Raw genomic sequence first — 12,804 nt, forward strand, 5'->3', positions numbered from 1 at the left:
CACGATGTAAAGCTATAATGCTTTCGTGTGGTAAAGAATCAACCTTTATGACCAGTTACATTAATTCCAAAAGCATCATTTTAGGATTCTCGATCAATTGTGCGAAACGATTTGTAAAAGCAACAGCCGTTGCCCCATCTGCGACTCTGTGATCAAACGCCATTGACAGATTCATAATTGACCGGATGGCAATTTCATCTTGATCCGTGACAACTGGACGCTTCTTTGTCTTATGGAAAGATACGAGCGCTGTCTGCGGATGCTGGATGATTGGTGTTGCGCCAATGCTGCCGCCAAGCGGGCTGACATTACTTATTGTGAATGTTCCACCAGATATATCCTTGACCGTAAGTTTGTCATCAAGTGCAAGCTTTGTCAGACGCTTCATTTCATCATGAATTTGTTTTAAATTCCTTTGTTCAACATTCTTAATAACCGGCACAATCAGGCCTTCAGGAGTGTCCACCGCAATTCCGATATGATGCTCCCGCAACAGCTGGATGCTTTCGTTCTCTTCATTGAGCTTCGCATTAAAGACCGGAAATTCTTTTAAAGCAACGGAAAGGACTTTAATGAAGAAGGCTGTCGCAGAAATAGAGCTTCCGGAACCCTTAATCTCTTCTCGTAAAGCAATCAATTCGCTTACATCAATTTCCTCAAAGTGAGTACAGTGAGGGATCGTATACATGGACTGGACCATCTTTTTTGCAATCTGCTTGCGACGTCCGCGGAATGGCAGTGTATCCTTGTGGATGTGCCTTTTCTCGGTCGGAGCCCTTTCTTCAGAACCCACTTCCGAAACGTTCAGAGTCTTCTGTTCAGAAGCAGGTTCTGAAATATTCGAAACCTTCTGTTCGGAAGCAGGTTCTGAAATATTCGGAATCTCTTGTTCGGATCCCACTTCCGAAATGCTCGGAGCCTCTTGATCTCTTAATTTTACAAAGGCCCTTATATCTTCTTCGATAATCCGGTCTGCTGGTCCGCTTCCCTTGACTTCCATAATATTGACGCCGTTTTCTCGGGCAACTTTCCTTGTAAAAGGAGAAGCAAGGATTCTCCCCAGTCTCGCGCTTACTCCTACGGGAACCTTCACTTCAGTGGGCCTCTCCAATACAGCTACTGAAGACTCGGCAGGTTCGGCTTCTGTTTTTAAAACATCTTCAACGTTCTGGGACTCGCTAGTTTGAACTCCGCCTGAACGATCCTCCATGATCAGCAGGGTGGTCCCAACCTTCACAGTTTGCCCCGGGGACAATAGTAATTCTTTAATTACACCTGAGCGAGGAGCAGGAATCTCTGCGGTCATCTTGTCTGTCTGGACCTCCACCAAAGGATCATCTGCTTTGACGAAATCCCCCGGCTTCACCAGGTAACAATTGATGTCCGCTTCGGTCATGCCTTCCCCAATGTCGTGGAGCTTTACTTCAACCATCGGCACGCCTCCTAAAACTTCATTACTTTCTCTATTGCAGCTGCCACTCTTTTCGGCGTCGGCAGATAATGATCTTCAAACCCAAAATACGGCACAGGTGTGTCATAGCCTGTAACTCTTTCGGCCGGAGCCTTTTGGTAAAGGAACGCCTCATCATTGATCAGCGAGATCAAATCACTGCCAGTGCCTCCCGTCGCATGTGCCTCATGGACGATTACCGTTCGCCCGGTTTTCTGGACTGACTCTATGACAAGGTCTTTGTCGATTGGATAAAGTGTCCTTAAATCAAGGACGTCACAATTGACACCCTTTTGTTTCATTTCTTCTGCAGCCTTCATGGCTACCGGAATCATTGCGCCCCAGGCGATGACCGTCACATCGTCGCCTTCAGTCAATTTCTTCCCTTTTCCTATTTCAACCGTATACTTCCCTTCAGGAACCTCACCGCGTGAGGAACGATAACTTCTCATTGGCTCTAAAAAGAGGACAGGGTCCGGATCTTCAATTGCAGCGATCATCAAGCCTTTTGCATCATAGGCATTGGAGGGACAAACTACCTTCATTCCAGGCATATGGGTAAAAAGTGATTCCGTGCTGTCACAATGGATTTCAGGTGCGCGAACACCGGCGCCATAAGGAGCTCGAATCACCATCGGTACGGTAAAATGCCCCATTGTCCTCATCCGCAACCTTGAAGCATGGGTCATGATTTGTTCATATGCAGGATAAATGAAACCCAGGAACTGGATTTCCACAACTGGTCTGAATCCGTTCACTGCCATGCCGATCGCTGCCCCTACAAACCCAGCTTCACTCAAAGGAGTATCTACAACGCGGTCCTCACCATATTTCTCCTGAAGTCCATCAGTCGCACGAAATACCCCGCCATTTTTCCCGATATCCTCACCAAGGAGGATAACTTCCTTGCTTTCATCAAGCATCATATCAAGGCCTTCGGTTATCGCCTGAACAAGCGTCAAGGTCTTTGTCTGCAGTGCTGTTTCCATCATGCCTCACCTCCGATCAGTTCAAGGTACTCCCGCTTTTGTTTCTCGATTGTCCATGTAGGCTTCTCAAAGACATAATCAAAGATCACTGCCGGGTCAGCTTTAGGGAACTTTTCCATTTCCTGAACAGCACCATCAATTTCAGCCGCCGCTTGCTCCTCTATTTCCTTCACCCATGCTTCATCGTAAAGTCCTTCGTTTTTCAGCCAGCGTTCCAGCCTAAGTAAGGGGTCTGTTTCCATTCTTTTAAGCGCACTTTCACCTTGGTCACGATATTTTGAAGCATCATCAGCAGTTGTATGGGATCCATACCGCCACGTCATTGCTTCTATTAATGTTGGGCCTTCGCCATTGCGCGCACGATTAAGGGCTTTCTCTGTTTCAGCAAAAACGGCAAAAATATCGTTGCCATCAATCCTTACACCTGGGATATCATACGCAAGCGCTTTTTGAGCAATGGTTGCTGAATTCATTTGTTTACTGATTGGAACTGAAATCGCATACTGATTGTTCTGGCAAAAATATACGACCGGAGATTTGAAGACACTCGCAAAGTTCAAGCCTTCATGAAAATCGCCTTCCGAAGTCGCTCCATCACCGAAATAACAAATAGCTGCATTCCTGGTTCCTTTTTGTTTTTCTGCAAAAGCAGCACCTGCTGCATGGGGAATCTGGGTTGCAATCGGGATAGCAGGCGGGAAGATCTTTTTCCCATCCGGCGGAACACAGCCTTCATTTCGTCCATTCCAGAACAGCAATATATTCCTCAAAGAGTGGCTAAACACCATGGCTGCACCGTGATCTCGATAGGTAGGGAACATCCAGTCATCACTCTGCAGTGCAAGTGCGGTTCCAACCTGGGAAGCCTCCTGCCCTTCAAATGGCGCATAAGTCCCGATCCGCCCCTGGCGCTGAAGACTGATAGACTTCCTGTCCAGCGTCCGGATCCTTACCATTTCCGAATAAAACTTCTTCACTCGCTCTTCGGTCACTAAAGCCTTATGTTCTTCGGAAACAATGTTTCCGTTTTGATCCATCACCTGAAAAATCGGAAAATCCTTTTCCATCGGCTCACCCTTCTTTTTAAAAGTCTATGATACTATTACATTCTCACTGCCCATTTTGGGCGCTTCATATGAGAGAAGAAGCTGTTGCGTCTTGTTCTGGCTTCGATCCTGTTCTCACAAAATTTATTCGCAGCTTCAACCGTCGTGATTCCTTCTCGCTCTGCCTGCTTGTAAATATTTAAAAGAGAATTATAGATAGCCTTTGTCTTCTTCAGTACTCGTTCCTTGTTCGGTGAATACAGCTCATCCGCCACCTGGATCAGTCCTCCAGCATTGACAATGTAATCAGGCGCATAAAGAATACCCTTTTCCTGCAAATCGTTACCGTGACGTTCTTCCTTGAGCTGATTGTTCGCAGAACCAACGACTGCTTTTACCTGGAGTTGCGGAATGGTGTCATCGTTAATGATTCCGCCCATTGCACACGGGATGAAAATGTCTGCTCGCTGAGAGTATATCTCGTCACTGCTGACGACTTTGATTCCCGCTCCCATTTCTTTAGCTTTTTGAACAATCTGGTCGATTGCTTTTTGATTAATGTCTGTCACATACAGGTCTGCTCCGTTATCAAGAAGATACTCCGCTACCTTGTAGCCCACCTTGCCTAGCCCCTGGATTGCGTAGGACTTACCGGACAAATCATCAGTATCCCACAGGGCTTTACTTGTAGCCTGCAATCCAAAGATGACACCCTGTGCCGTTGGTACTGAAGAATCTCCGCTTCCGCCGTATACTTCATCGACACCTACGATACAATTTGTTTCTTTTAAAGCGTGAACAAAATCTTCCGGATCCGTCCCCATGTCAGTTCCTGTATAGAAGCGCGGCCCTGGATCGACTCAACGAACTGGCCAAATGCTCTGAAAAGTTCTGGACTCTTATCTTTTGTAGGGTCGCCAATGATGACTGCCTTCCCTCCACCGAAGTCGACATCAGCGGCAGCACACTTATATGTCATGCCTTTAGAAAGTCGCAGTACATCTTCAAGTGCATCGTCAACTGATTTATAAGGAAACATACGGCAACCGCCCAGTGCCGGCCCTAAACGTGTACTGTGAATCGCTATTATTGCCTTTAATCCAGTGGCTTCATCATTACAAAATACGACTTGCTCGTGCTCACGAATTTGTTCAAACATATCCATTGTTCTTCCCCCTTTATCCCGTTAAATCATGTTAGCGCTTACATTTTTGCGCAAAAATTTTTAACTGCCGGTAAGTAATTCATTTATCTTTTCTTTAAGAAGGACCACTTGTTTTACTTCCCCTACTCCTATAATGCGACCCTTGCTTTCTGCCCGCACATCGGTAAGTATGGTATTCTCTTGCAGGCCTGTGACGGATGCAGTTATGGTTACCTCTGCCCCTTCAACACATGGAGCTATGTGTTTAACAGTTACTGCGCCGCCCATACCTTCCTCATGATCCTCTAAAAAGGGAACGATAATTTGCCTCGATACCAACTCCATGTGATACACCATTGAAACAGTGGAGTACGCTGGATGGACGACTTTCCCCTCAAAGCGGGCAAACATTTCTGGTGTAACAATGACATTGATGGAGGCCGTCCGTCCAGCTATCAAACCATCTCGCATTATATCCCACCTTTCCAAGTTGCAAATATGTATAACGTTTATTTAACGCTATCATAACATTTCGTTAAATAAATGGTCAATAAATTGTAAGAAATTTTGGTATTTTCTTAAAAATAATTTTGATATAATATCTAATCGTTCTTTTCAACCATAAAAAATCAACCAGCTATTTTGAGCTGGTTGATTTTTGTCTAACTTAGTAAAGCCCGGTCGCTTGCCATTTTTGTTCCGCGGATTCGCTGGAATTCGTTGAGCAGGTCTTCGATTGTCAGCTTTGCTTTTTGTTCTTCATTGACTTCGAGGATGACCTGGCCTTTGTCCATCATGATCAGCCTGTTGCCAAGGTCAAGTGCCTGCTGCATGTTGTGCGTGACCATCAGTGTGGTGAGATGGTATTTGTCGACGATTTCTTTTGTAAGGTTTGTTATCAGCTCTGCACGAGATGGATCCAATGCCGCAGTGTGTTCATCCAATAATAGAATCGAAGGCTCGGTGAATGTTGCCATCAGCAGAGACAAAGCCTGGCGTTCACCGCCGGATAACATTCCTACCTTGGCATTCAAGCGGTTCTCTAGTCCCAGGTGAAGTGACTCAAGAACTTCCTTAAAAAGTTCCCTGCGCCTTTTTGTTACTCCGCGTCCCAAAGTCCTGCGTTTATTCCTGGAATAGGCAATTGCCAGGTTTTCCTCGATTGTCATGCTTGGAGCTGTCCCTGCCATCGGATCCTGGAATACACGGCCAATCAATTTTGACCGGTTATATTCGCTCATGTAAGTTACATCCTTACTGTCCAGTTCCACTTGACCATGGTCCGGAAGCATGACACCGGAAATAACATTCATTAACGTTGATTTACCGGCCCCGTTACTCCCGATTACTGTGACGAAGTCTCCCTTTTCCAGTGTAAGATTTATATTATCCAGGGCGATCTTTTCATCTGGAGTACCCTCATTGAAGACTCTATGAATCTGATTTAAGTGCAGCACCAGCCTCACCCTTTCCTTCAGAAGGAACAGCTGCCATCTTCATGTGCTCAAGCTGTCTTTTCACCTTCCGTTTTCTCTCTTTATAGCTTTCTATCATTTTCGGAGCAGTCAATGCCAATATGACGATAATCGCTGTAATCAGCTTCATGTCGCCTGGCTCAAGGAACTCAACCCTTAATGCCAGTGTGACAACGATTCGATAGATGATAGCCCCGCCAATGACCGCAAGTGTTGTTCTTGCAATCGATTTTGTACCGAACAGGGCTTCACCAATGATGACAGAAGCAAGGCCGATGATAATCATTCCGATACCCATGCCAACGTCTGCGAAACCACCTTGCTGGGCAATCAAAGCGCCTGAAAAAGCTACCATCGCATTCGAAAGGCCAAGACCTAAGATAATCATCAGATTGGTATTGGAAGAGAAACTGCGGATCATCCTCTTGTTGTCGCCGGTTGCCCGGATTGCAAGTCCAAGTTCTGTCTTCAGGAATGCATCAGTAAGAAATTTAATTGCCAGCGTTACGACAATCATGAATAGCAAGATTCCCCATGTTCTTGGAAGACTGTCTCCCAGTCCGATAGCCGTCAGGATGCCATTAAAGAATCCGTCAATTCCCGTCTTATCGAAAAAGTCCCTTACCGCTGTCATGGCAGTATCCGTGTTCAACAGAGGGACATTCGATTTACCCATGATTCTTAAATTGATCGAATACAAGGCAATCATTAACAGGATACCCGACAGAAGTGCATTCACCTTTCCGACTGTATGGATGATGCCTGTTAAGCACCCAGCGATGAAGCCGGCAACCATGGCTACCATTGTAGCAGCGAAAGGATTTGCACCATTCACAATCATGATAGCAGCGACCGCAGCTCCAGTTACGAAGCTGCCGTCAACCGTCAAATCAGGAAAATCCAGTACCCGAAAGGATAAATATACACCCAGAGCCATGATGGCATAGATGATGCCGGACTCAAATGCTCCAAATATGGAAGTAAACAAGTTGAATCATCCTTTCTCTTATTCTTCGTAAAACTCTGCGTCGTCTCCCCATTCTTCCTTAACTTCAACACCTTGCTCCTCGGCGGCTTTCTTGTTGATAGTAAGTGTTAATGATTCTGGAAGTTCAACAGGAATCTCAGAAGCTTTTTTGTTCCCTGATAAAATTTCTGCAGCCATTAAGCCTGACTGGTAACCAATGTCATAATAATTGAAACCGCTGGCTGCAACTGCTCCACGCTTCATGGAATCAAGCTCGCCGACGAATAACGGGATCTTTTTGCCATTAGCAACTGAAATAACAGATTCAAGAGCCGATACAACTGTATTATCAGTAGGAACATAGATCGCATCCACACGTCCGACCAGGGATTCTGCAGCCTGCTTAACTTCAGCTGAAGTAGAGATTGAGGCTTCAACCACCTTCGCTCCATTCGCTTCTGCAAGTTTCTTGACTTCCTTCAGCTGGACCTCTGAGTTCTGTTCACCTGCGTTGTAGATGACGCCAATCTTCTTGGCACCAATTTCATTCGTCATGAAGTCAATTGTCCTTTTGGTCGCGTCCGGATGGTTGTCGGTCGTACCAGTGATATTGTCGCCAGGCTTATCGAATGCTCCAACAAGTCCTGCTCCGATTGGGTCTGTTACTGATGTAAAAATGATCGGAATGTCCTTCGTTGCATTCAGTGCCGCAACGGCGCTTGGTGTAGCATTAGCGAAAATGAGGTCAACTTTATCGCCGACAAAATTATTCGCGATACTTGCCGTGTTATTCATGTCTGCCTGTGCGTTCTGGAAGTCATATTTTACATTGTCTCCCTCTTTGAACCCTTTGTCTTCAAGAGCTTTCTTGAATCCCTCCTTTGCGGCATCAAGCGAAGGATGCTCAGCAAACTGTGTTAAGCCAATCTTGTATTGCTTTTTGTCAGATGAACCGTTTGATGCTTCATTTCCTCCGCATCCTGCCAAAAGTAATGCACTGACCAAGACAAGAGAAATTGCTTTGACTGATTTCTTCATATAAATCCCCCTTGATTATTTATAAACCGGCAGTAAAACTATGTAGATTTAAATTTCCAGGCAGCCGGAACGCACCAATTTCAAACTCTCTTTCCTCCGTTGTGAAAACACTCCCCAATATTTGAAAGCGATTCCAAAAAGTATGATATTCACTATAGACACCGTAAATATAACGTTATATTAACACCAGCTATAATTTAAAGTCAATAAAATTCCGAAAATTTAGTATGTTACGATTTTTAATAATTAAACCATCACTTTAGCAAACTATCAAGATGTTTTTCAAAAATAATAAAACTTTTTCGCTTTTATGTGCGAAAGCAGATGTGAAACTCAGTAATTATAAGCTTCTTTTGTCTTTTCATTTTAAAAAAGCATGGAGGGGGTGTGGAAATAAAAAAACAATATATTAAAAAAGCATGCTTCAAAAGAGAAGCACGCTTTGTTGAATTATAGTAAGTTTTCGGCAATTCTCAGCCGATCCTTCGCTTCTTTTACCATCCGATCCAGTAATTCGTGTACGGTTGGAATATCAGAAACCAGTCCCGACACCTGTCCACCATTCATGAATCCATTTTCTTCGCTTCCTTCTAGCGCACCTTTTTTATGTATGTCTTCATTCGTCAGTTCGGCGAACTCTTCTGCGGTAATCCCCTGCTTTTCTGCTTCTAGCAGTTTGTCTGCATAAGACGTATTCAGCAGCCTGCGGATTCTTCCGACAGACCTGCCAACTATGACCGTTTCATGGTCGCTTGCATGCAGAAGCTTTTGCTTGTAGTTTTCATGAAACGGAGCTTCCTTTGTGGCGATGAACCTCGTTCCCATCTGGACGCCGCTCGCCCCTAGTGCAAGCATCGCAGCTAGGCCCTTTCCGTCCCCTATTCCTCCTGCAGCAACAACCGGTATGTTCACCTGAGCGACAATCTGAGGAATCAGCGCCAATGTCGTCGTTTCAAGACTAGAGTTTATTCCCGCAGCTTCATATCCCTCAGCCACTATAATATCAGCGCCTGCAGCTTCCGCTTTTTTGGCTTGCTTTACAGATGCAACAACCGTAATAATTTTAGTTCCAGCTTCTTTTAGCTTCGGAATGAAAGGCGCAGGATTACCCGCAGATAGTGTTACTACTTGAACCTTATGTTTGACGGCCAGGCGCAGGGTTTCTACCACATTCGGCGACACACTTAAAGCCACGTTCACCGAAAAAGGCTTTGATGTCCTCGATTTTGTTTCAAGAATAATTTGCTCCACTTCTTTAGCATGCATCGTTCCGGCACCAATTGTGCCCAACCCGCCCGCTTCGGAAACAGCTGCGGTTAAAGTAGCATTGCTGATGTTTCCCATTCCACCCTGGATAATTGGATATTGTATGCCCAGAACAGAAATAATTCCATTCACAAAAATTCCCCCTTCGTTAAATTAATGTTATACTAGTTCTAAAATTATGACAATTGAAATGGAGGATTTTTCATTGATTCTAAGTTATTTAGATAAAAAACCGGTCATTGATGAAACAGTTTTCCAGGCACCGGGGAGCTACATCATTGGTGACGTGAAAATCGGCAAAAATTCCAGCGTGTGGTTCAATGCCGTTTTACGTGGTGATGAAGATACGATATCAATAGGAGAAAGTTGCAGCATACAGGATAACGTCACTTGCCATCTGTATGAGGGCTCGCCGCTAGTCATAGAAGATGAAGTCACCGTCGGCCACAATGCGATTCTACATGGTTGCACCATCAAGAAAAGATGCATTATCGGCATGGGTTCGACAATCCTAGATGGAGCTGAAATCGGTGAAGAATGCATCATCGGGGCAAATACCTTGATTCCTGCGGGTAAAAAAATACCACCGCGCTCGCTTGTTGTCGGAGCACCAGGGAAAGTCGTGAGGGAAATCGGCGAGAAGGATCTTGAGCTGATTCAATTATCGATCGATACATATGTTCAAAAGGGTAAAGAATACCGGGCAACTTTAAAAGATATCAAATAAAAAGTGAGAGCCAGGCAGCAGACGCCTGGCTCTTTGCTTTAAATTATACCCATTTAACTAAATCATCCAATGGCCTTCTTGTCTTTGGGTTCGGTTCTGTTACACGATAGCCGAACGCGCACATAACGGATATTCCGAAATGTCCATCGTCAAGCAAACCTTCATCTGCCAGAAGGTTGTTCATTTTTTCAAAATTGAAACCCTCTATCGGACATGAATCAATGCCAATTTGCGCTGCCGCCGTCATCATATTGGCCAGGACGATATAAGTTTGTTTGCAGGCCCAATCAAATAGTGGGCGATCTCCGTCGAGCAATTCAAAATCAGACTTCTGGAATTCCTCGATTCGCTTGAGGTAATTCGCCATGAATTCCTCGGGCATTTTTTTCTTATTTCTAAAATGATCCTGCAGATATTCAGAGTCATATTTTGTATCAACCTTCGTCCTTGCAAGGATAATCACAAAATGGCTTGCTTCCGGAAGCTTGCCAAACGCTCCCCACGCAGTATTCTTAACTTTCTCGCGAAGCTCCGCGCTTTGTACAACAAGAAAGCGCCATGGTTCAAAACCAAAAGAACTTGGGGATAGCTGTCCGGTCTCCAGGATAAAACGGAAGTCTTCCTCTGAAATCTTTTTGGTTGGATCAAATTCCTTGGTCGCATGCCTAAAATGAAAAGCCTCAAGAATTTCCTGCTTCATAGCTTCTTTCTCACGCATATGTATCTCTCCTTCCAGGATATGTTTTTTTAAACTTATCATATTTCTTTTAGAATTGCCTAGAAAAAGGGTAAGCCTTAATGACTCTGCCAGTTCTCCCTAGGGGGATTCCACACCTCTTTGCCACGCACAACAGCTGGCGATCACTTAACGGGGCATTAGTTGCAAGGACGATGATGATCGAACCGTCTGCCGTCTCTGATAATCCTGTTTTTATTGAATCAATGCCATAACTCCCTGCCAGAAACTCTTCTTTTTTGCCGAAATTACTGAGCACCAGACAGCCAATCGTATAAGGAGCATCTGATTCAATCACTCTTGATGTCGTACCTATACTGCCTTTATGACCAAAGCAAACCATTCCTTTTCCCGCTCCGACTGCACCCTCTTGTGCCGGACTCGCCGAAGCTTTCTTAATTGCTTGTATGGCAAGTTCAGGTTTTACCGGAAAAAGGCGGATTGAATTTAAGTAGCAGTCATTGCATTCTCCGACGACAATATTAATGATACCGGTCGTATCGCCAATCTCTTCATTTTCGGAAAGCATATACTCCAGCGTACCCTGGGTAACAGCAGGGTACGCAAATGTATTTGTCAGCATAATGGGAGACTCGATCGTTCCGAGTTCATTCACTTGGACGAGGCCAGTCGTTTTGCCAAAACCGTTAAGAACGTAGCTGGCGGCTGTTTTTAATTCCGCCGTTTTGGCGAGCTCGCCTTTGGACAGCTTTTCCTCTTTTCACACCAAACCTGTCCGAACATTAGGCTACTTCGGACAGCTTTTCCTCTTTTCGCACCAAACCTGTCCGAACATTGAGCTACTTCGGACAGCTTTTCCTCTTTTCACACCAAACCTGTCCGAACTTCTGGCTTCTTCGGACAGCTTTTCCTCTTTTCGCACCAAACCTGTCCGAACTAAAAGCCCACCTGTCTCTTGGAAATTGATTGAAGAAGGCCATCCCAGGCATATCTAGGATGGCTTGATGCTATTCTAATATAAAAGGATGATCCATTACGTTGTAGTCCACGTCTTTATGCTTGATTTCGTTTCCTTCTTTAAAAACGGACTCAAAGAAGCGCGATGCTGGTTCTGCGAGTTCTTTGTAGTACTCGCTAAACAAGGAAGCGGCGTGGCTACCCAGCCATTTTTCAGGCAAAAGTTCTTCTGGAAGACCTGGGTCAAAGAAGAGGAATTTTCTGTATTCATGCACCAGCTTCGTGCGTTCAACGAAGCATTCAGCGTCCGTCATGCTGCCCTTCTGGATCTTGTTTTTATCGATGATGTATTTCTGGCTGTATTCACTGATGAATTCCTGGTATTTCGAGTTAATTTCCTGCAGGTCCCAGCTTTTTTCAACGAGGCGCAGATTTTCATGAGGTCCTTTGTACTCAGCAACAAAGAAATCGACATACTGTTCGATTTCGTATTTCTCGATCAGATCATTTACTTGTCTCTCGAGATTATTGGCTGAAATCCAGAAGCTGTTCGACATCGAGCCGAAGCCGCTCCAGATCAGTTCCTTGCGCAGTTCATCACGGACATTGCGAATTTCCTCAGGTATCGTATACATCAGGATTCTCCACTTTCCGTCCCAGTCTTCAGGTTTCAATTTAAAAATACGCTTGCCCGCCTCTTCGATCCTTTTCTGACCGCGAGGCGTGAGAGAATAGTAGCTCTTATTCCCGATTTTCTCAGCCTGTACCCAGCCCTGTTTATTCATGCGGGAAATTGCCGCTCTCACCGACTGGTCATTGTGGCTAAATTCATTCAGAAGGCGAATCAGGCTGCCAATCCAAATTTTGCTTCCATAATGGGAGATATAGTCACCGTATAGGGTAAAAATCATTGATCTTGTATTCAAGCTTATGTCATCCTCATCCGTTTTTGTTGTACGAAATAAAACCGTTATAGAATATTTTACAGTATTATCATTATTTTGCAAAAATATTTTACTTAAAAAGCGAAAAACCATAGGAATTTCTT

General features: G+C 44.7%; 11 protein-coding genes and 2 pseudogenes. 1 reads left to right on the forward strand and 12 read right to left on the reverse strand.

From position 1 onward, the window contains the following. Positions 1-55 precede the first annotated feature (55 nt). From LC048_RS12200 to LC048_RS12240, 9 genes and pseudogenes are all read right to left on the reverse strand, one after another. Entirely contained in the window at positions 56-1,432 is a 1,377-nt protein-coding gene (locus tag LC048_RS12200) for a dihydrolipoamide acetyltransferase family protein (protein WP_306050378.1), read from the reverse strand. Positions 1,433-1,443: 11 nt separating this feature from the next. Then, the gene (locus LC048_RS12205) at positions 1,444-2,439 is read right to left on the reverse strand and encodes an alpha-ketoacid dehydrogenase subunit beta (RefSeq protein ID WP_226601496.1); all 996 of its coding nucleotides are present in this window, start codon (positions 2,437-2,439) and stop codon (positions 1,444-1,446) included. Then, positions 2,439-3,506: a pyruvate dehydrogenase (acetyl-transferring) E1 component subunit alpha gene (gene pdhA, locus LC048_RS12210; RefSeq protein ID WP_306050380.1), complete on the reverse strand. Its 1,068-nt coding sequence runs from the start codon at positions 3,504-3,506 to the stop codon at positions 2,439-2,441. Before pdhA ends, LC048_RS12205 begins: the two co-directional genes overlap by 1 nt. Before the next feature lie 35 nt (positions 3,507-3,541). Continuing rightward, a pseudogene (locus LC048_RS12215) lies at positions 3,542-4,650 on the reverse strand (Leu/Phe/Val dehydrogenase). Between the two features lie 60 nt (positions 4,651-4,710). Continuing rightward, a complete protein-coding gene (locus tag LC048_RS12220) occupies positions 4,711-5,100 on the reverse strand; it encodes a thioesterase family protein (RefSeq protein WP_226601344.1) in 390 nt (129 codons plus the stop codon). A gap of 191 nt (positions 5,101-5,291) precedes the next feature. After that, positions 5,292-6,086, reverse strand: coding sequence for an ABC transporter ATP-binding protein (locus LC048_RS12225; protein WP_226601345.1), 795 nt, complete (start codon positions 6,084-6,086; stop codon positions 5,292-5,294). Beyond that, positions 6,061-7,092: an ABC transporter permease gene (locus LC048_RS12230; protein WP_226601346.1), complete on the reverse strand. Its 1,032-nt coding sequence runs from the start codon at positions 7,090-7,092 to the stop codon at positions 6,061-6,063. The genes LC048_RS12225 and LC048_RS12230 overlap by 26 nt, the downstream gene beginning before the upstream one ends. 18 nt (positions 7,093-7,110) lie before the next feature. Then, entirely contained in the window at positions 7,111-8,109 is a 999-nt protein-coding gene (locus LC048_RS12235; protein ID WP_306050382.1) for an ABC transporter substrate-binding protein, read from the reverse strand. A 450-nt stretch (positions 8,110-8,559) separates the two neighbouring features. Continuing rightward, positions 8,560-9,507 (reverse strand): NAD(P)H-dependent flavin oxidoreductase, encoded by a 948-nt coding sequence (locus LC048_RS12240; RefSeq protein ID WP_226601348.1) that lies wholly within the window; start codon positions 9,505-9,507, stop codon positions 8,560-8,562. Between the two features lie 73 nt (positions 9,508-9,580). On the opposite strand from LC048_RS12240, the gene LC048_RS12245 reads away from it, so the two are divergent. Continuing rightward, positions 9,581-10,102 carry a gamma carbonic anhydrase family protein gene (locus LC048_RS12245; RefSeq protein ID WP_226601349.1) on the forward strand — a complete coding sequence of 174 codons (522 nt, stop codon included), beginning with the start codon at positions 9,581-9,583 and terminating at the stop codon, positions 10,100-10,102. Positions 10,103-10,145: 43 nt separating this feature from the next. Here the strand turns inward: LC048_RS12245 and LC048_RS12250 are convergent, their stop codons facing one another. The 3 genes and pseudogenes from LC048_RS12250 to paaX all read right to left on the reverse strand — a co-directional run bounded on the left by LC048_RS12250 (position 10,146) and on the right by paaX (position 12,682). Then, a complete protein-coding gene (locus LC048_RS12250) occupies positions 10,146-10,820 on the reverse strand; it encodes an NAD(P)H-dependent oxidoreductase (protein WP_226601350.1) in 675 nt (224 codons plus the stop codon). Between the two features lie 88 nt (positions 10,821-10,908). Beyond that, positions 10,909-11,517, reverse strand: a pseudogene (locus LC048_RS12255) (P1 family peptidase); the annotation flags it as partial. A 289-nt stretch (positions 11,518-11,806) separates the two neighbouring features. Continuing rightward, positions 11,807-12,682 (reverse strand): phenylacetic acid degradation operon negative regulatory protein PaaX, encoded by an 876-nt coding sequence (gene paaX, locus LC048_RS12260; protein ID WP_306050384.1) that lies wholly within the window; start codon positions 12,680-12,682, stop codon positions 11,807-11,809. Positions 12,683-12,804 lie beyond the last annotated feature (122 nt).

This window comes from Mesobacillus subterraneus (assembly GCF_020524355.2).
In the GTDB taxonomy this organism is placed as follows: domain Bacteria; phylum Bacillota; class Bacilli; order Bacillales; family Cytobacillaceae; genus Mesobacillus; species Mesobacillus subterraneus_C.